This window comes from Brevibacillus centrosporus (genome assembly GCF_003710815.1).
Lineage (GTDB): Bacteria > Bacillota > Bacilli > Brevibacillales > Brevibacillaceae > Brevibacillus > Brevibacillus centrosporus.
The window spans coordinates 35,735-54,527 of sequence record NZ_RHHP01000039.1; the positions used below are offsets into that span (position 1 = coordinate 35,735).

The window sequence follows — 18,793 nt, forward strand, 5'->3', positions numbered from 1 at the left end:
GAAAAAAGGCTGTCCCCGCGAAAGGGATTGCCTTTTTCGTTTATACAACGATCGTCGTGACGAGCTGTGTAACCAATGCAGCCAGGATCATGGAAATACTGGAAACCGTTCCGGTCAATGAGCCGATTTCAAAGGCTTTGGACGTCCCTGCCCCGTGTGCGCTCGTACCCAGAAGAACCCCACGGGCGATGTCATCCTGAATGCGCAGATAGGAAATGATGTACGGACCGATCACCGAGCCGAGCAGCCCTGTAATCAGGACGAGGACAGCTGTGATCGAAGGGACACCACCAATCATTTCAGACACATTCATGGCGATCGGTGTAGTGATGGACCGCGGGATCAGACTGAACATGACCTGTTTGTCTACATGCATCAGCAAGGCCAGCAAGGCGGAAGAGACGACGGCGACTGCAGAGCCTGCTGTGACACTGACTACGATTTGTGAAGCGTGTTTTTTCAGCAACGGAAAATGCTTGTAGAGCGGTACCGCGAATGCGATGGTAGCAGGCTGCAGCATGTACGCCAGCCATTTTCCACCTGCGTTGTAGGCTTCGTATGCCGTATGAGTGCCGAGGATCAGAAAGACCAGTGCGACAGGGGTGAACAGCAAAGGTGAAAACAAAAGAATCGGTTTGTAGCGATAGAGCCTTTTGGCAATCAGATAAAGAAAGATAGTGATGAAGAAGCCTAAGATTCCGCCAATCATGATTGTGAATGCTCCTTCCGTTTGGCAATGCGCTGTGCCAAAAGACCGCTTGCGGCCATGACGATGGCTGTGCCAAATGCGATGACGATAAAGATTTGAAAGCCTTCATGGAGCATCAGATTTTGGTACGAAATAATTCCCACTGATGGCGGGATGAAAAACAGCAGCAGCTCTGCCAACAGAAAGCTCGCTCCGGCGTCAATCCACTCCAGGCGAATCCACTTCATCTGCAGCAGGAAAAACACCAGAAACATGCCGATGATACTGCCAGGAATCGCGATGTCGAGCCATTCCACTAGAATGTTCATCAGTATGGAAACGATCACGAAAAATCCAGTTTGTGCAATAATTTTGAGCCATTTTCTCAAGATGTCCCTCTCCCTCTAGGAAAAGTGTACATCGTCCTAAACTATAGGTAAAATGCATATATAGAATTATTCGCATTCACGATATCTATCGTTTCGCGGAGGGGTGTCAGGTGGATATCCGTCATTTGCAATATTTTTTGGAAGTGGCCCGTCACAACAGCTTTACGAAAGCAGCACAAGCCTTGTATATCACCCAGCCGACTATCAGCAAGATGGTCCGAAATCTGGAAGAGGAGATCGGTGTTGAGCTGTTCGAGCGGGTTGGGAAGCGGGTCTCTTTAACCGATGCCGGGTGGGTCCTGTTCTCGCAGGCGGAGGTGATGGTCAAATCGTTCGAAAACATGACGGTCCATATTAATGAGCTGATGGATCTGAAAAGAGGGCGTCTGCGGATCGGATTGCCGCCTATGGTCGGAGCGAGCTTTTTCCCGCAGCTGATCGGACAGTTTTGCGATCAGTATCCAGGGATTCGTCTGGAGCTGTTCGAGGCGGGTTCCAATAAGGTAGAGGCGGATGTGGACGCAGGCATTCTCGATTGCGGAGTGATTCTGCTGCCGACGAGAGAGGGCGTCTTTGACTACTATTCGTTCGTAAACGAAAACATCATGCTGGTTGTGCATCCTTCCCATCCTTTTGCCGATCGGTCCGAGGTGCCGTTCAGCGATTTGGAGGGAGAGCGGTTCCTGCTTTTTCACGAGGACTTCGCACTGCATAACCGGATCGTGGATGAATGCGTGAGGGCCGGCTTCCACCCCCACGTCGTCTACAAAAGCTCCCAATGGGATTTTCTCAGTGAAATGGTCGCCGCCCATATCGGGATCACCCTATTGCCCGAAACGATTTGCAGCGAGCTGGACACAGAGCGTTTTCGCATCCTTCCGTTGGTGAATTCCTCGCTCAAATGGCATCTCGGGATGATTTGGCGGAAAAACGCCTACCAGTCCTTTGCCATGCGGGAATGGATCCGCTTTTCGCAGGAGAGCCTGCCAGCTCGCTATACGGCCAAATGATCAAATAAAAAGCTCCTGGTCAACCATTTCAGGGAAGTGGGAGACCGGGAGCTTCTTTCATACAGTCAGATGTATAAGATTATTAGCCAAGTTTTCTGATGCTAATGGGTGTTCTCGTCCATGCTGAAGTCCACTTTTTCGAGGGGAACCAGCTTGGTCTTCTTGCTGAACTTGTACACCAGCCAGACTACGAGGAACAAAGGCAAGCCGATGTAGGAGACCATAGCGCCGTTCCAGTCGATGGCCTCCCCTGTAAACGCCGTGTAGTTTTGACCGACAATGACCACACAGCAGATGATGAAGGCGAAAATCGGGCCAAACGGGAACCATTTCGCACGGTAAGGAAGCTCGGACAAATCGCGGCCATGGGCGAGGAGCGCCTTGCGAAAGCGATAATGGCTGACTGCGATTCCCAGCCAGGCGATAAAGCCGGACATCCCGGAGGCATTCAGCAGCCACACGTACACAGCGCCTTCCCCGAAGAGCGAGGATAAAAAGGCGAGTGCCCCGACGAGTGCGGTCACGATCAGCGAGTTGATCGGAACACCGCTGCGGGTTACCTTTGCAAACCATTTGGGAGCCTTTCCTTCTTTGGCGAGGACCCACAGCATCCGGGTCGAGGCATACATTCCTGAGTTTCCTGCCGACAGCACGGAGGTAAGAATGACCGCATTCATAACCGATGCAGCGAAGGCGAAGCCTGCCTTTTCAAACACGATGGTAAAAGGACTAATGGCAATATTGGTGATGTCCCCACTGATCAGATTCGGGTTGTCGTACGGTACCAACAATCCAATGATCAGGATCGCCAGAATGTAGAACAGCAGGATGCGCCAGAAGATTTGGCGGATCGCTTTGGGGATGCTGCGAGCCGGATTTTCACTTTCGCCTGCCGCGACACCGACCAGCTCTGTACCTTGAAAGGAGAATCCGGCGATCATGAAGACGCCGAGAATCGCCATGAAGCCACCGTTAAAAGGCGCTTCTCCTTTGGTAAAGTTGGTGAATCCGACTGCCTGTCCGCCCATGATGCCGAAAATCATCAGCACACCGATGACGATAAAGACGATGACTGTAATGACTTTAATCAGAGCAAACCAATACTCCGACTCACCGAAAGACTTTACGGATAGGGCATTGATAACAAACATGAGGACGAGGAACAGGGCGCTCCAAATAATCGACGGAACATCCGGCAGCCAATACTTCATGATCAGGGCAGCTGCCGACAGCTCGACAGCGATGGTAATCGCCCAGTTGTACCAGTAGTTCCAGCCGAGTGCAAAGCCCAATGACGGATCGACAAAGCGGGTGGCATACGTACTGAAGGAACCGGAGACAGGCATAAAGGCTGCCATTTCCCCGAGGCTGGTCATCAGGAAGTACACCATGATACTGATGGCGATATAGGCTGCCAGAGCTCCGCCAGGACCCGCCGTATGAATAGAGCCGCCGCTCGCGAGAAATAGTCCCGTACCGATGGAACCGCCGATGGCAATCATCGTCAGATGGCGAGCTTTCAGGCCTCGTTGCAATTGATTGTCTGACATTCTTGTGATGCACGACCTTTCTCTAGGGTGTTTGTAGACAGGGAGGACAAAAACAAAAAACCGCCTCAAAGCCAAAGAATGGCACAGGGCGGTATTAGCCAATCCCCACCATGTCTTCACTGAAGATAGCGCACCACGTTTGCCGGGCAAGCAAACGTGACAGTTCTGTCCCTTTCGAGAACAGACCCAGCCCATGAGCACAGCGATGCACAATGGACTTCGGCGGCTTTTCCCTCTTCTGTAGTCTTAGATTTCGTCTGAATCTCGTACAGAATACTATAAAAGCCGCGACCTCTATCCTCACCGTGAATTGATGAGGATGATTATATGAAATTGATTTATTCATAAACTATATAAAATTTTGCATCAGGAATCAATTAGAAAAAATCGGGATCGTTTCTACAGGAAGGTCCGTTTAGCAGGCCAGGAGCCTTGCAGCTTGCGGATTTGAATGATTTGTCCCGTGTGAAAGGCATCGTGCAGCATGATGCTCATGACGCTTTGGCTGGCGGGAATGGAAGGTAGAGCTTGATCGAGATCATGTTCGCTCAAGGAAGCCAGTTTTTCCTGAATCTGACGATGAACATCCTCCATGCGCTGCATTGTTTTTTCCCAAGCCTCCTCATCCGCGGCACCGCCAGAAGGCACAAACGTATCGTCATTGGTTTCTGCCGAAAGGGGAAACTCCGTGCCCAAGAGTCGGTGCAGCAGTCGTTCTTTGAAGAACAGCAGATGACTGACCGTTTCCCAGATCGTGTTTGCTGCTTCGCCGGTTGGACGCCAGCTTGCCTGGGCAGCCGTCACGCCAGCTAGTGCATCGCGCAAAGGGGGATACCAGTCTTCCTGTTCATACGTATACATCCAGTTTTGCAGCAGCAATTCTTTACGACTCATTTGTCCATCCTCCTCGTCTGTAAAACAGATTGGTGCAGCGGTATAATAAGGCAAAGACACAAATGTTTGTAACTTACGAAAATCATTTTGATCGTTACAGTTAAAACATATCATAACCGAATACTGGAAACAAGAGAGAAATCAAGCGTGTGGAAAAGAGATGGGGACTGCAGAAATGGAATGGTTATGCATCGATTTTTTGAATAGTGACTGGCGTGATTGGCGTGGTTCTGGCCGCAGAGAAAACAGGCTGGAGAAGGAGGGATGGGTAGCTGATTTTTTGCAGCAGTGGAATCTGCAAGCTCCTTTGCCTGTCGAGCAAAAAATGGGAGCCAAGCTGCTGAATTTGCGGGAGTGTATGAGACGAATGACGGAGTGTACGGTTCGCGGGGAAGCCGTGGTCCCAGAGGATCTGGAGGCATTCAATCTGGTGCTTGCTCTTGCGCCTTTTTACCCGCGTTTGCTGCATGACGAGGGGGGCTATCATCTGGAAGAAGTGACCCCTGTGCATGGCTGGGAGCTTGTCATGTCTCGAATTGCCCGTTCGTTTGTAGATCTTCTCGTACATGAAGAAGCCAGCCGGATCAAAATATGCGACAATCCGGATTGTCAGTGGATCTTTTTTGATGAGAGCCGCAATCGCGTACGGCGCTGGTGCGACGACAAGATGTGCGGAAACATCATGAAGGTACGACGGTTTCGTGAACGGCAAAAGGAAAAAGAAAAAGGGTGAGGCGCAGCTGCGTTTCGCCCGAAGACAGGGAGGCTCCGATGAACCAACGCGTGCTTTGGCTGCTATCGATCGCTCAGTTTCTTTCCATGCAAGTCTGGTTTAACTTTTCTGCCATTATGCCTCTCGTTCAAGAGCAGTGGCAGCTCTCCTCAACACAGTCTGGGATCATCGTTGCGACCTTTCATCTGGGCTATGTGCTTGCCGTTATTTTTTACAGCTTTGCCAGTGATAAGTACAACCCCAAATATTCGTTTGCCTACGGCTCATTGGTGGCGGGAATCAGCGGACTGCTTTTTGCGGCCTTTGCAGAAGGCTTTTGGTCGGCCATGATTTTACGCCTGCTCTCAGGGATCGGGATTGCGGGTGTGTACGTGCCAGGGATGAAGATGGTGGCACAGCTGTCCCCGCCAGCTTCGCGTGGAAAAGCGATGGGGATCTTTGTAGGCTCCCTCGTGGTTGGATCGGGATTTTCTTTGTTTGTTTCAGGCGTCCTGCAAAATGCATGGGGCTGGCAAGGGGTCATCCTGGTCACCTCTTGCGCTGCGATTCTGTCGTGTGTCTTGATCCTGATGTCCAAAATACCGGTTGTGTCGCTTTCCTCGACGCCTGTGACGCTTGCCCTGCTTAAAAAAATAGTGGCCAAAAGGAACTTGCTGGTCAACTTCGGCTATGCGGGTCACTGCTGGGAGCTCTATGCCATGTGGGCGTGGATCGGACCGTTTATGGTCTATTTTTACCAGCAAAAAGGGATCGTTAATGCGCTTACCTGGGGGAACCTCAGTGCTTCGAGCATCGTGATGATCGGCGGGATCGCCACCTATTTCGGAGGAATGCTTTCCGATCGTTGGGGAAATGTACGAGCCATCCGTCTGTTTATTTTGCTTAGCATTGCTTGCTCTTTTTCTATTGGGTGGATGCTCCTCGCTCCCATCTGGCTGGTTGTCGCGGTTGCCTTGCTCTACGGCTTTACGATTATCGCCGACTCTCCTATCTACAATAAGGCGATCGCGGATATTACCGACCCGGAGGTACTCGGCGTGGCACTCGGGGTGCAATCCGTTTTGGGCTTCAGCTTTACGATTATCTCGCCAGCTGTTTTTGGGTTGTTTCTCGATCACGGCAATTGGGGGGTGGCTTTCACCGTCATTGCGCTCGGCACATTGATTACCCCTTTCTGTATGCGCGCTTTGCAAGCCGCCGAGGTGCCTCTGGAAAAAAGCTGATCGGATCGTAATTTCAGCAAAAAGCACGCTTCAAAGGAAAATGGGCACATGATGACCCAAATTGAGACATAATAAAAAGCAAACGGTATGGGATCGGAAATGAGGTGACAGCGTGGGGCGTTATCGCAAGAGGTGGCTGCAGGGCTTTGTTCTCGTCGTACTGATCGCCGCCTGTGCAGCTATCTGGTATTTGCGGCCTTACCCGCCTGATCAGGCAGCCAAGTCGGCAATGCAGGGGGGAGAAGGTATCACGGTCATCGATACAGGGGATTGGTTGGTCTTTGAAGGCGGGGAGACACGTGAGCCGGGCATTATTCTTTATCCGGGAGCCTTGATAAAGCCTGAGAGCTACGCCCCTCTCGCTCGTTCGCTTGCGGGAGACGGCTATCGCGTATTCATCGCCAGGATGCCGCTGAATCTGGCCGTGAGTGACGCAGAGAGGGCCAATCAAGTGCTGAAGGCCTATCCGCATCAGTCGTTCGTGATCGGGGGACATTCGCTCGGGGGTGTCATGGCTGCACGATATGCCGTGAATCATCAAGATCGTATCGCGGGCGTCTTTTTTCTGGCAGCTTACCCGGATAAAAAAGGGGATTTGAAGGAAAGCAGGTTTCCTGTGCTGTCCTTGCTGGGCTCGCGGGATGGTGTCGTCGATCGACAGGCGTACGAAGCGGCCAAGAGCTACCTGCCAGATAGCACGAGCTACATGACCATCGAAGGGGGAAACCACTCCCAGTTTGGCAGCTATGGCTTTCAAGAGGGCGATCAGCCTGCCGTGATTACGCCACAGGAGCAATGGCAGCAAACCGTAGCAGTGATCAAGGAATGGCTGCAGACGGCGGTCAATCGTCTTCCAGAGGAAGAATTCCCGAGATAACGCCGACGATCCGTATGTTTTCCGATGGCAGAATGAGAGGAGAATCCTCATTGCGGGTCGTAGTGAAGCAGCACTCCACAGGGTTGACATCAGCTGCGATCCGAACGAGAAATTGTCCCTCCTGACGAACCAGCACAGGTCTGCCGATGATGGGTTCCAGCGAGTAGTCGCTGATCAAGAGAGCATTGCCCGGGAAAATTCCGATTCCTGCAAGTCCATGATCACGCATGATGAGAGCAAATCGAGCGGTATGGTAGCTGGCTACACGCAGGGAGGGCAAGAGGGACAGCTCTTCGTCAGATTCCAGATCCATCTCAAAAAAATGCGTGCTGTAAGCATCGCCTGCAATAAATACGTGTTTCAACGAAAAAGCCTCCTTCTATAACAATGCCTACCAGAAAATAGGCAAGCCCTTTGCGTGCAGACGCGACAATACGCGATCAAACCGGCAGCGGGCGAGCGACAAAGGAACCTGAAAGCGCTCTGCCAAATACGCGGGAGCTTGATAGCGGTTGCATTCAGCAAGCAGGGGAGGAATCATGAAAAGGGGAAGCAGCAAATGTTCAGCGAAGTGATTGGCTTGCGACTCCTGCCAGTCGATCATCCAGGCATGGCTGTGGGGCTGAACTCCTACATGGAGCAGCAAATGCCCCAGCTCATGGGCAATTTTCACGCGCTTGTGAGTGTGATCAAGACGCTCATCAACCGCAATGACATAACGATCGGCAATCGTCGGGTGAGCATGCGCTCTGCTGCGGCCATCCAGCTCCCAAATTTCGATCCCGTAGGTGGAACAGAGACGATGCAAATCGATCTGCTCCGGTTCTTCTATCCTGAGGTGCTGCAGCAGCAGGTAGACGCGACTTTCCAGCCATGTTTTTGGCTCACCAATTTCCTGTAGAATAGCAGCAAGCATCTGAAACCTCCTGTATCTATTCGGAACGTACGTTCTGTTTTGGGTGGAAAAGAAAACCCCGTTTCTGGGGCTATTTTTTTTTCAAATTTTCCGTGATGTCGAACAAGGAAGGAGAGCGATCTTCCCTGACATGGCGAGCCTTCCATTGCTTTTTCAGATCGTACCAATAGCGGCGAATTTCCTTTTTCTCCTCTTCAGAAGCTTCTAAATAGCCATCTAAAAAGTAATAATCATCAGGATCGTCAATTTTTTCCTGCAACAGCTCGTCCAACGAACGTTTTTCTCCAGAATCCGAAGCAGGAATCGAGGCTGGGGAAGCTACGTCCGTGCGACCTAATAGCCAATCGGTTGTGACGTTTAGGATGTCAGCTAAGTGTCGCAGCATGTCATTGGGAGGGGTACTGTGGTTGTTCTCGTAGTTGCTGATCGTCCCTTTTGTCGTGCAGACATGTTCTGCCAACTCTTCCTGGGTGAGACCTTTTGCCTTACGGGCTGTGCGTAAGCGCTGGGATAACATGGAATGTTGCCAGTCCTTTCTGTGGATATACAAGAATATTGTACTCATTTGCGCGAAAAAAGAAAAGGCAGGATTCCGAATGATTCGTCTAGGAATTATCTGAATTTCGCCATTTTCAAGCTGCTCTTAATATATTATCATTGAGTATAATTCCACGAATATCTACACTTACACGCAAAGGGGAAAATATTACGCGATGTTTAACGAACGGAAAGCGTTGCAGATGACTTTGCAATCCTTGCTGGAACAACGTACGGTACTGCGCCGGCAGTATGTAGATCAGGATAAGCAGCTAGGAATGGACATCAAACAGATCTTAATTCGAATCCGGGAGTTGGATGGCCAGGAAGGAATGGGGGGCAGTGAGGATGCCGAGGAAGAGGCAGCCACTGCAGCAGATGAAATCCCTGTGGAACTGACGAGAAGAATGAAAATAAGAAAAGCTCACATACGGCATAACTATCTCGAAGTAGCGCAGCACATCGAGGACTTGCTGCGAGAGTCGATGATGCCGATGTCATTGGTGGAGCTTTGTGATGAATTGAAAAAGCGACATAAGGTAGACTTTGCAAGTCCGTACATAGGTGTCCAAAAGTCGCTGAAATATTTACCCCAAGTGAAAATTGAGAAGGATGGTCGAAAGCTGACCTTCTCTTTGTAAGTAAAAAAGGGCAACGTGCAAGCCGCACGAGCCCTTTTTCTATTTGAAAATATTCCCCTTTAAAGGCTCAGGCAGAGGGAGGAGGACCTGCCCGAGCCGTAATGGTTGTCAGTTAAGTTATTGCAAGAAAGCTTTCAGCATCCAGATATGTTTTTGCAGGCTGCTCGAGATGGCGAGCAGCATATCGGAGGTCGCTTCGTCGCCGGCTTCTTCTGCGGCAGACATCGCATCCTTCAGCTCGTCCACCAGAAGGGTGAAATCTTGAACAATACTTGTGACCATCTGCTCGGCGGTCTCGTTACCGGTGGCCTCGGCGATGCTTGCTGTTTGCAGACAAACAGACAGGGTTGCAACTGGCTTTCCACCGATGCTCAGGACGCGCTCGGCCAACGTATCGAGGTGGGCACTTGCCTCGTTGTAAAGCTCTTCAAATTTTTGATGTAGGGTAAAGAAATGCTGTCCTTTTACATTCCAGTGAAAGTTGTGCAGCTTTGTATACAGAACAGTCCAGTTTGCGACTTGTTTGTTCAGGACAGTGGAGATGTTTACTTCAACAGTTGTTTTCATATTAGAATCTCTCCTTATTTATAATTATTATTGATTAATACTTATTATAAACTAATATCGAACGATGTCAACCCGCCTAGAGAAGATCATTGAAAAAAAAAACAGGCTACTGAGAGAGGACAAACATACAAACAAGATGCGGTTTTTTTCGTATGAATATTAGTGATTACACAGGAGGAGGTTGGCAGTATGTTGAACATCGATGAACGCGATGAAGAAGAGTACGAAGAAGAAGACGAAGAAGGCGACGAAGAAGAAGAGGACGACAATTAACCTCTCTTTTATACGGAAAGCAGATTTCATTAAAACAAAGCTTGGGGAAATCCCAAGCTTTTGTCTATTTTCAGGAGTGGGCATGCTTGACAAAGGAACCCATGTAAGAAAAAGTAGTGGGAAGATCGTCGCCTGTACGCAGGAGAACGGAGGGGCACATGCAAGGAAAAGCAATGAAAGCGGTCATTCTCGCTGGCGGACAAAGCAGCAGAATGGGAACGCCAAAAGAACTGCTGCGATGGCGGGGCGGAACCATTCTAAGCGAGCTGATCAAGGAAGTGAGGGCGCTGGGGCTGGAGTGCCTGGTGGTTTCCAATACTCCTGAGCGATTGAAAAGGGAAGACATCAAGTCAGCCGAGGTGCAAGTCACACCTGACCTGGTTCCGTCAGCCGGTCCCGTCAGCGGCATCGTGACTGCCTTTCGTGCAACAGAGGAAGACGTGCTGCTCCTTTTATCCTGTGATCTTCCTTTTATGGATCGAGGGCAGATGGAAAAGCTCATTCATTTCGCAAAAGGCTGGAAAGACTGGGATGTCGTGGCCGTCAAACAAAACGGAAGGCTCCATCCTTTATGTGCCTTGTATCACCGCAGGACTCAGCCGTTGTGGGAGCAAGCCTTGCTTGAAGGTCAATACCGGGTCATGCACACACTCGACAGGCTGCGCGTACATACCACTCCCGAAGATCTTCTCGACGAATGGGCCGCCTTTAATGCAAACACGCCCGAGGAGTATCAGACCGCACTCGCATTGGAGAAAAAGAGAAAAAGAGAAGACGGATAGCCTTCTCCGAAACTTTCATAGCAGCTCATGCTTGCCTGGAACTGGGAAGCAGCCAACGGAGTATTTCACTCAAATCGTCTATGCAAGCATCTGCCTCGACTTCGACTTCCTGGTCAAACAGCTCGTTTCGTTTCCAGATGGCCTTCATTCCGACGGCACGGCTTGCGCAGCTCTTCCCATTCTGAAATGAGGATTTCGTCAAAAAGATGATCGATACACAGTGCTTGGAGATTCGCGAATTGAAAATCACCAAAGCCATTTGAGATTAACCCGAGCTTCACACCGGCCGCTTTGATTTGCGTCAAGGTAGGTAACAGATTGGGAAACGGCACACAATGTCTGGGGAAACTCCCGATCCAACAAGGTCCCATCCAGATCAAAGAGTATGGCTTGAACAGACAAGGTAAGCTCCTCCTCCATGCCCTAATTCGGCGTAACCTCAATTCGATGCGCGTGGGTGTAGACGTTCATTTTGTCTTGGCGGATAAAGCCGACCGCCGTGATGTTCAGCTCCTCGGCCAGCTGTAGTGCGAGATCGGTAGGTGCAGATTTGGACAGGATGACCGCTGCGCCGATTTTGGCTGCCTTCAACAGCACCTCGGAGGAAATGCGCCCCGAAAAGACCAGAACCTTGTCCTTCGTCTCGATCTGGTCCTGCAGACATTTTCCATAAATCTTATCCAGTGCGTTGTGCCGTCCGATATCGGAATACTGGAGCAAAACCTGATCGGCTGTGCATAGTGCTGCGTTATGAACCCCACCTGTCTGGCGGTGGATGTCGGACGAGGATTGCAGCTCGCGCATGAGCTGCATGCATTGCCCAGGGGTGATGGAGATGGCACCTTCCGCAGGCTTGGCGGTACGGGCGTCACTGAAAAAGTAAAACGACTGCCGACTCTTACCACAGCAGGAAGTAATTCTGCGCTTGGAATAAAAGCTTTGCGAGAGGATCGTTTCCTTGTGCAGATCCACATAGGCAAAGCCCTGCGCCTCATCGATAACGAGCTGCTTGATTTCCTCAAAGCTTTTGATGGCGCCCTCTGCTGCGAGGAAACCGATGACCATCTCCTCGAGATCAGCGGGGGTACAGACGATGGTTGCGAACTCCTCGTCGTTTAAAAAGATCGTCAGCGGGTATTCCGTGACGATCTCGTCCTCTTCCCACGTATGCCGATCGAAGGAAATTTTCAGCACCGGTCGGTGGATCGTCTTTTCGAGCTTTGTCATGATGGCCTCCTTTTTTGCTAAAAAACAATTAGGATGAAATCGTTTATTTTAGAGGAATATATTGTAGAGTGAGCGCTTACATGGTAGTATACTATTTGAGATTTACATTGTCACAAAATTTTCATGATTTCAACTCTTGTATATCCGAGAATGGAATTGATACGGGATAGCGATCCTGTCACCGGTTTATTTCGTTCCTCGCTTTCATTTGAATAGTGAACACTTGCTGGTTGATGCTGAAGTAGCGTTCCTGCTGATGATTAACTGCTGTGTTTCACCACATTCTCTCTTTTTGCATGCAGCGAAAAGCAGAGCGTGGGTGAGCGCAGCAGTTTTTCTTTTTTTAGAATGCAGCTCCGGTGAATAGTAGCCGGGCCATTATCTTTCATCGTAAAGGAGATGTGTCACATGGGGCAACACGCGAAAAATCGTTGGTTGATTGCACTAGCCGCGGTTGGGATCCACATTTCGATCGGTTCCGTTTATGCATGGAGTGTGTTTACGAAGCCGATCACCAAGCAGTTTGGGTGGGGATTGACAGATGTCCAGTTCACCTTTAGTATCGCCATCCTTTTCTTGGGGCTGTCTGCTGCTTTTCTCGGCCACTACGTAGAAAAGCACGGCCCGCGCAAGGCAGGTACACTTGCCTCCATCTTTTTTGGTGTCGGAATCATCGGATCTGGTCTGGCTATCCAGCTAAGCAGTCTGCCGCTCCTCTATTTATGCTACGGCGTTCTTGGAGGGATTGGTCTTGGAGTAGGTTATATCACACCTGTATCTACCCTTGTCAAATGGTTTCCGGATCGTCGCGGTCTGGCTACAGGTCTCGCCATTATGGGCTTCGGCTTTGCTTCGATGATTGCAAGCCCGATTATGAACGCATTAATCGAAGGCGTGGGCATCGCCAATACCTTCTACATTTTGGGAATCATTTACTTCGTCGTCATGTTCGCCTCTGCTCAGTATCTCTCTCCACCGCCAGTAGGCTGGGTCCCTGCAGGATTCTCGGCGAATGCGGCTGAGGGGAAAAAGCAAATCAAGAAGGACCTGTGCCAGCTGACGGCCAACGAAGCGATCAAGACCCGCCGCTTCTACTGGCTGTGGCTCATGCTCTTTATCAACGTGACTTGCGGAATCGCCGTCATCTCCGTAGCCTCCCCGATGGCGCAGGAGATGGTAGGGATGTCGGTAGGAACAGCTGCCCTGATGGTAGGGCTCAACGGCCTGTTCAACGGTGGAGGGCGCATCGGCTGGGCATCGCTGTCGGATTTCATTGGCCGACCAAACACGTACACGGCGTTCTTTGCGATCCAGATGGTCTTGTTCTTCCTGCTGCCAAACCTGACCAATCCCGTCCTGTTCATGATCGCGATGTTCGTCATCATGACGTGCTACGGCGGCGGTTTTGCCTCTATTCCAGCTTATATCGGTGACTTGTTCGGAACGAAGCAGCTCGGTGCCATTCACGGTTACATCCTGACGGCGTGGGCAGCTGCTGGTCTGGCAGGACCGATCTTTGCCGCATGGGTGCGCAACACCACACAGAGCTACACGGGTACATTGAGCATTTTCGCAGCCATGTTCGTTGTGGCTCTGATTATTTCCCTGATTATCCGTCTTGATATCAAAAAATTGCAGGCAGAAGCAAAACAAAAAGAAAACTCTGTTGAATTGGCTGGCTGAACAATGGTAAAGTCGTAGTAGAGAATGGAAAAGAAGTAAAGGTGAGTTTCCTAGATGAATAAGTTCGAAGCAGAGTTCAGCAATTTGGTCAGAGCTTTCCGCAAGCGCCACATGGGTAAGGGACCGAGCAAGATTAACACCACGTTTTGCAAGAACTGGGCGATCTGTGAAATGGAAGGCAACCTTTCGCCTGTGGAAAAGTTCATCGCCACTTCCGAAGAGGGAAAGCAGACTTTGCGAGCTGCACGGACCGAAATGGTCAAAGAGATGTACCGGAAGAACACGCCAGTAGACATGGAGAACTTTTTGGGAGCCAAGCTCGTCGATTTGTTCGTCGATATTGATATTGAACGTGATTTCGGGATGTCGATCTTTGTGTTCGATCAGGACATTGAGAAAAAATTTAAGAACGAGCCGTAAGTCTAAACGAAGCAGCGACCCTGTTCATTGATTTAGACGAAACGGGTTTCGCGAACAAACACGCAGTTGAGACTAGGTAGCGAACCTGCCTTAGACAACCACCGTGAACACGCTCTTCTCCTCAGGACAAGGGACGGTTTATGGTGGTTTTTTGCTTGAATGAGAAGACGAGAGCAGGGAAAAGAGAGGAGTAATGGAAATGGGCAAAACCAAGCATAGCGGGCCCATCAAGCTGGACACATCATGGGAGCCGTCACTGTGGGCGTCCTTGATGCCGATGGGGCTGGGAAAAATAAAACCGCATCACATCCGCGACACGATGAAGGTCATGTACGATAACCGGGACAATCTCGGATACGCCTATCGGATTTTGACACAAGGGGTATGCGATGGCTGTGCACTCGGCGTTTCCGGTTTGTACGACCAGACATTGACGGGGCCGCATCTGTGCACGACCCGTTTAAACGTGCTGCGTCTCAATACGATGCCTGCCATGGATACGAAATGGCTGGAGGACGTGAGCGCTATGCAAAAGCTGTCCAGCGTGGAGCTGCGCAAGCTGGGGCGAATCCCGTTTCCGCTGTCGCGCAAGCCTGGCGAGAACAAATTTACCCGGATTACCTGGAACGAAGCCCTGAACCGGATCGCACATAAAATCAAAGGAATCAATCCCAAGCAGCTGGCTTTTTTCCTGACTGCACGCGGCATTACCAACGAAGTGTACTATACCGCGGCAAAAATGGCGCGATTCCTCGGGACAAACAATATTGATAACGCTTCCCGCATTTGCCACTCCCCGAGCAAAACCGCTTTGAAGCGTACGCTTGGCATCGGGGCATCCAGCTGCAATTACCAGGACTGGATCGGCACGGACGTCCTTGTGTTCTGGGGCTCGGTTCCGGCGAATAACCAGCCGGTCTCCACGAAGTACATGTACGCGGCGAAAAAAGCGGGCACCAAAATCATCCTGATCAATCCGTACAAAGAGCCAGCGATGGAGAAGTACTGGATTCCGTCCGTCCCTGACAGTGCGCTGTTTGGAACCAAAATCGTCGATGATTTTTACCAAGTGAACATCGGCGGAGACATCGCGTTCATGAACGGTGTGATGAAGCACTGGTTTGAGATGGAAAAGGAGAAGCCTGGTTCAGCGATCAACCACGCCTTTGTCAAAGAACACGCCAATGGCATCGAGCAGCTGAGGGAGCATATCGCGAAGCAGTCGTGGGAGGAGATTGAAAAATCGTCCGGTCTCACCCGTGATCGTTTAAAAGAATTCGCTGTGCTGCTCGCGAACTCCAAATCAGGCGTATTCGTGTGGAGCATGGGACTGACCCAGCACAAGTTTGGCACCGACAATATTTCGCAGGTAGCCAACCTGGCAGTATTGCGCGGCTTTATTGGACGCAAGCACTGCGGCGTGATGCCGATTCGCGGTCACTCCGGTGTACAAGGCTCCGGGGAAATGGGGGCTGACCCGTTCAGTCTGCCTGGCGGGGATTTTGAAGAGAAGAGCTGGACGCGGATCGAAAAGCTGTGGGGCTTTCCCATTCCCAAATGGCAAGGCGACATTGTCGGCGTGACGCTGGAAAATTCACTCTTGCCTGATGGACACGAGCGGAAAACACGCTTGTTCTATACGAGTGGAGGGAATTTCCTCGAGACGATGCCTGATCCCGATTTTATGCGCAAATGCCTGGAGAGCGTGGAGCTGCGCGTGCATCAGGATATCATTTTCAATACATCGACACTCGTGGATGCCAAAGAAGAGGTGATTGTCCTGCCGGCGATGACGCGCTACGAGCAGCCGGGCGGAGGCACATCCACCAGTACAGAGCGCATGGTTTACTTCAGCGCTGAAATTGAAGGGCCGCGCATTGAAGAAGCGCGCTCCGAATGGGAAATTTACGTCGATCTTGCAGCGCGTGTCCATCCAGAGAAAAAGCATCTGATGCACTTCGGCAGCGCAGCGGAGATTCGGGCAGAGATCGCCAAGGCGAATCCGAACTACGACGGCATCCAGCACCTCAGCAAGCGGGGAGATGTCTTCCAGTGGGGGGGCGCTTGGCTGTGTGAGGCTGGCAGCTTCCCGACAGAAGATGGCCGCGCCAATCTGATTCCGATCGAGATCCCGAATCTGCACAAGCCCGAGGGTCATTTCTATGTGACGACTCGACGGGGCAAGCAGTTCAACTCGATGATTTACAGCAACAAGGACCCGTTCAACAACGCAGATCGCTACGACGTGCTGATCAACGCTGACGATGCCAAAGAGCTGCGAATTGCGGAAGGAGAGAGCATCGTCGTGTATAATAAGTATGGCACCTTCCAAGGGCGCGCCAAGTTCGAGGCGACCAAACGAGGCAATGTGCAGGTGCACTGGCCGGAAGGGAATGTGTTGATTCCGAAAGGCGTATATGAAACGTATGCGGGTATTCCGGAGTACAATGCAGCCGTCAAAATCGAAAAGGCTGATACCTTTCATGCAAACAAAGATCTGAAGTATAAAGAAAGACCGATTGAGGACCTGGAAGTCAACGTCGGCTAAGCAACAGATGCAGCAGGGGGCTGTAGAGGCCAGAGGAGGACAGGAAGATGCGCTTTTCGCGACAAATGATAACGGTGGAGGATGCGCTGCACAGACTGCTGGAGCGTCTCGGCAAGCAGGGAAGTGAAGAGGTGCATATCGGTGAGGCATACGGTCGAACGCTGGCTTGTGACATGTATGCCACGGAAGATTTGCCACACTTTGATCGTTCTCCATTGGATGGGTTTGCCGTGAGAGCCATCGATACCGTGGCAGCTTCCCCCGATCAGCCTGTCCGGTTGAAAGTCGTGGAGACAATCGCGGCTGGTGATGTGCCAACCGTCGCACTGGCAGAAGGCTGTGCCAGTCGGATTATGACAGGGGCGATGCTGCCGGCAGGAGCGGACGCCATCATCATGTTCGAGCAGACGCAGCAGCCCGCCGCCATTGCAGCGGAAGTAGGCATCCGGCGGTCATTGAAGCCTGGTGAAAACGTGTCCCGACGCGGGGAAGAAATCAGGCAAGGGACGATCATAGCGCGTGAGGGAGAGAACATCAATGCAGGAACGATGGCCATCCTCGCGACCTTTGGCTACGCGCACGTCCCGGTCGTCCGAAAGCCGCGGATCGGTCTATTGTCTACAGGAGTTGAGCTGCTGGATGTCGATCAGCCGCTGATTCCTGGAAAAATCCGAAACAGCAATACGCTGATGCTGTCCGCTTTGATTGCCGAGGCGGGCGGCATTCCTCTTTTGTTTCCGAATATGCCGGATGATCTGGAGGTAGCCAAAGGAACGCTGACAGAGCATTTGAAGCTGGTCGACGTGCTTGTGACGAGCGGCGGTGTGTCAGTAGGTGACTACGACGTGATGGCGGCACTCACGGATGAACCGGAAGCGGAGCTGTTGTTCAATCGAATTGCCATGCGTCCCGGAAGTCCCACGACCAGTTTGATGCTGCAGGGCAAACCGATCATCGCTTTGTCGGGGAATCCAGGTGCGTGCTTTCTCGGTTTTGAACTGTTTGTTCGTCCGACGATCCTTTCGCTCTCCGGTAGGCAGGAGGTTCGCAAGCGTACCATACAGGCGAAGCTCGCGATTTCCTACACCAAGCCTTGTCCCTATCCGCGTTATTTGCGGGGCTGGCTGGTCGAGGAGGAGGGTGTCTTGTACGCCCAGCCGGATTTCAATGAAAAAGCAGGCAACCTCGGCACGCTGAAGAACAGCGAGTGCTTTATTATCATTCCTGCAGGAGGCAGCGGCAAACAGGCTGGCGAGCTCGTTGAAGTCCTGTCGCATACGATGCCAAGCTGGAAGGTACGGGAGGGAAAGAGGCTGTGAAACAACAACCGTATGTACTGCAGCTGGTCGGTTATTCGAACAGCGGCAAAACGACCTTGCTGACGAAGCTGATCCCCCTGTTTGAACAATCCGGTCTGCGGGTAGGGGTAGTCAAGCACGATGGCGGCCATGATTTTGAGGTGGATCAGCCCGGAAAGGATACGTGGCGCTATCGCGAGGCAGGTGCAACGCTTGTGGCGATCACCTCCGCGACCAAGACGGCGATCGTTGAGCAAAGACCTACTACGTTGCCGCAGCTGGTGGAGAGACTGACACAGGCAGGAGCTGACCTGGTTCTCGTGGAAGGCTTCAAGCGGGAGGCGTATCCAAAGCTGGTGCTGATCCGAAAGCCGGAGGATCACGAGCTATTGGACACCTTGACCAGTATCGTGGGAGTCATCGCATGGGAGAGCGGCACAGCCTCAAAATGGCCCCAATTTGCCATTGACGATACGCAGGCTATCCATTTGTACGTGAAACAGCAAATGGCGCAGCCAACGGGAAATTGACCGTTTG

The 18,793-nt window shown here is 51.4% G+C and carries 21 protein-coding genes and 1 riboswitch; of the genes, 11 read left to right on the forward strand and 10 right to left on the reverse strand.

Translation table 11 applies throughout. The features are described from left to right. Positions 1-40: 40 nt before the first annotated feature. Both EDM55_RS25845 and EDM55_RS25850 read right to left on the reverse strand, forming a co-directional pair. Positions 41-709 (reverse strand): LrgB family protein, encoded by a 669-nt coding sequence (locus tag EDM55_RS25845; protein ID WP_122961711.1) that lies wholly within the window; start codon positions 707-709, stop codon positions 41-43. Next, positions 706-1,077, reverse strand: coding sequence for a CidA/LrgA family protein (locus EDM55_RS25850; protein ID WP_122961712.1), 372 nt, complete (start codon positions 1,075-1,077; stop codon positions 706-708). Before EDM55_RS25850 ends, EDM55_RS25845 begins: the two co-directional genes overlap by 4 nt. Positions 1,078-1,187: 110 nt before the next feature. On the opposite strand from EDM55_RS25850, the gene cidR reads away from it, so the two are divergent. Beyond that, a complete protein-coding gene (gene cidR, locus EDM55_RS25855) occupies positions 1,188-2,087 on the forward strand; it encodes a cidABC operon transcriptional activator CidR (protein ID WP_092266432.1) in 900 nt (299 codons plus the stop codon). A gap of 101 nt (positions 2,088-2,188) precedes the next feature. On the opposite strand, the gene EDM55_RS25860 is transcribed toward cidR, so the two are convergent. After that, on the reverse strand, positions 2,189-3,637 hold the full coding sequence (locus EDM55_RS25860; RefSeq protein WP_092266431.1) for an amino acid permease: 1,449 nt from the start codon (positions 3,635-3,637) through the stop codon (positions 2,189-2,191). A 118-nt stretch (positions 3,638-3,755) separates the two neighbouring features. Continuing rightward, positions 3,756-3,942, reverse strand: a riboswitch (Lysine riboswitch). A 94-nt stretch (positions 3,943-4,036) separates the two neighbouring features. Then, positions 4,037-4,531 carry a DinB family protein gene (locus EDM55_RS25865; RefSeq protein WP_122961713.1) on the reverse strand — a complete coding sequence of 165 codons (495 nt, stop codon included), beginning with the start codon at positions 4,529-4,531 and terminating at the stop codon, positions 4,037-4,039. A 175-nt stretch (positions 4,532-4,706) separates the two neighbouring features. Here EDM55_RS25865 and EDM55_RS25870 point away from each other — a divergent pair, with 175 nt between their 5' ends. The 3 genes from EDM55_RS25870 to EDM55_RS25880 all read left to right on the forward strand — a co-directional run bounded on the left by EDM55_RS25870 (position 4,707) and on the right by EDM55_RS25880 (position 7,364). Beyond that, positions 4,707-5,264: a CGNR zinc finger domain-containing protein gene (locus EDM55_RS25870; RefSeq protein ID WP_092266429.1), complete on the forward strand. Its 558-nt coding sequence runs from the start codon at positions 4,707-4,709 to the stop codon at positions 5,262-5,264. A 38-nt stretch (positions 5,265-5,302) separates the two neighbouring features. Beyond that, positions 5,303-6,487, forward strand: a complete 1,185-nt coding sequence (locus EDM55_RS25875) for an MFS transporter (protein ID WP_246071090.1) — start codon at positions 5,303-5,305, stop codon at positions 6,485-6,487. A gap of 112 nt (positions 6,488-6,599) precedes the next feature. Next, positions 6,600-7,364, forward strand: a complete 765-nt coding sequence (locus tag EDM55_RS25880) for an alpha/beta fold hydrolase (protein WP_122961714.1) — start codon at positions 6,600-6,602, stop codon at positions 7,362-7,364. Here EDM55_RS25880 and EDM55_RS25885 read toward each other — a convergent pair. The 3 genes from EDM55_RS25885 to EDM55_RS25895 all read right to left on the reverse strand — a co-directional run bounded on the left by EDM55_RS25885 (position 7,330) and on the right by EDM55_RS25895 (position 8,797). Beyond that, on the reverse strand, positions 7,330-7,728 hold the full coding sequence (locus EDM55_RS25885; RefSeq protein WP_092266426.1) for a hypothetical protein: 399 nt from the start codon (positions 7,726-7,728) through the stop codon (positions 7,330-7,332). The two genes, EDM55_RS25880 and EDM55_RS25885, sit on opposite strands and share 35 nt — an antisense overlap. A 27-nt stretch (positions 7,729-7,755) precedes the next feature. Then, on the reverse strand, positions 7,756-8,280 hold the full coding sequence (locus tag EDM55_RS25890) for an ImmA/IrrE family metallo-endopeptidase (protein ID WP_122961715.1): 525 nt from the start codon (positions 8,278-8,280) through the stop codon (positions 7,756-7,758). A gap of 70 nt (positions 8,281-8,350) precedes the next feature. Then, positions 8,351-8,797 (reverse strand): helix-turn-helix domain-containing protein, encoded by a 447-nt coding sequence (locus EDM55_RS25895; RefSeq protein WP_092266541.1) that lies wholly within the window; start codon positions 8,795-8,797, stop codon positions 8,351-8,353. 196 nt (positions 8,798-8,993) lie between these two features. On the opposite strand from EDM55_RS25895, the gene EDM55_RS25900 reads away from it, so the two are divergent. Further along, positions 8,994-9,458, forward strand: coding sequence for a hypothetical protein (locus EDM55_RS25900; RefSeq protein WP_092266424.1), 465 nt, complete (start codon positions 8,994-8,996; stop codon positions 9,456-9,458). Between the two features lie 117 nt (positions 9,459-9,575). On the opposite strand, the gene EDM55_RS25905 is transcribed toward EDM55_RS25900, so the two are convergent. Then, on the reverse strand, positions 9,576-10,025 hold the full coding sequence (locus tag EDM55_RS25905) for a Dps family protein (protein WP_092266423.1): 450 nt from the start codon (positions 10,023-10,025) through the stop codon (positions 9,576-9,578). A 431-nt stretch (positions 10,026-10,456) separates the two neighbouring features. Between EDM55_RS25905 and mobA the strand changes: the two genes are divergently transcribed. Next, positions 10,457-11,080: a molybdenum cofactor guanylyltransferase gene (mobA, locus tag EDM55_RS25910; RefSeq protein ID WP_122961716.1), complete on the forward strand. Its 624-nt coding sequence runs from the start codon at positions 10,457-10,459 to the stop codon at positions 11,078-11,080. 113 nt (positions 11,081-11,193) lie between these two features. Here mobA and EDM55_RS31515 read toward each other — a convergent pair whose 3' ends face one another. Next, a complete protein-coding gene (locus tag EDM55_RS31515; RefSeq protein WP_141296223.1) occupies positions 11,194-11,451 on the reverse strand; it encodes an HAD family hydrolase in 258 nt (85 codons plus the stop codon). Between the two features lie 52 nt (positions 11,452-11,503). Continuing rightward, positions 11,504-12,307 carry a formate dehydrogenase accessory sulfurtransferase FdhD gene (gene fdhD / locus EDM55_RS25920; RefSeq protein WP_122961718.1) on the reverse strand — a complete coding sequence of 268 codons (804 nt, stop codon included), beginning with the start codon at positions 12,305-12,307 and terminating at the stop codon, positions 11,504-11,506. A 408-nt stretch (positions 12,308-12,715) separates the two neighbouring features. Between fdhD and EDM55_RS25925 the strand changes: the two genes are divergently transcribed. The 5 genes from EDM55_RS25925 to mobB all read left to right on the forward strand — a co-directional run bounded on the left by EDM55_RS25925 (position 12,716) and on the right by mobB (position 18,786). Further along, positions 12,716-13,990 carry an L-lactate MFS transporter gene (locus tag EDM55_RS25925; RefSeq protein ID WP_092266420.1) on the forward strand — a complete coding sequence of 425 codons (1,275 nt, stop codon included), beginning with the start codon at positions 12,716-12,718 and terminating at the stop codon, positions 13,988-13,990. Between the two features lie 54 nt (positions 13,991-14,044). Then, the gene (locus EDM55_RS25930) at positions 14,045-14,410 is read left to right on the forward strand and encodes a Na-translocating system protein MpsC family protein (protein WP_092266419.1); all 366 of its coding nucleotides are present in this window, start codon (positions 14,045-14,047) and stop codon (positions 14,408-14,410) included. 199 nt (positions 14,411-14,609) lie between these two features. After that, positions 14,610-16,958 carry an FdhF/YdeP family oxidoreductase gene (locus EDM55_RS25935; protein WP_122961719.1) on the forward strand — a complete coding sequence of 783 codons (2,349 nt, stop codon included), beginning with the start codon at positions 14,610-14,612 and terminating at the stop codon, positions 16,956-16,958. A gap of 47 nt (positions 16,959-17,005) precedes the next feature. Further along, the gene (locus EDM55_RS25940; protein WP_092266417.1) at positions 17,006-18,277 is read left to right on the forward strand and encodes a molybdopterin molybdotransferase MoeA; all 1,272 of its coding nucleotides are present in this window, start codon (positions 17,006-17,008) and stop codon (positions 18,275-18,277) included. After that, the gene (gene mobB, locus EDM55_RS25945) at positions 18,274-18,786 is read left to right on the forward strand and encodes a molybdopterin-guanine dinucleotide biosynthesis protein B (protein ID WP_122961720.1); all 513 of its coding nucleotides are present in this window, start codon (positions 18,274-18,276) and stop codon (positions 18,784-18,786) included. Before EDM55_RS25940 ends, mobB begins: the two co-directional genes overlap by 4 nt. Positions 18,787-18,793: the final 7 nt, after the last annotated feature.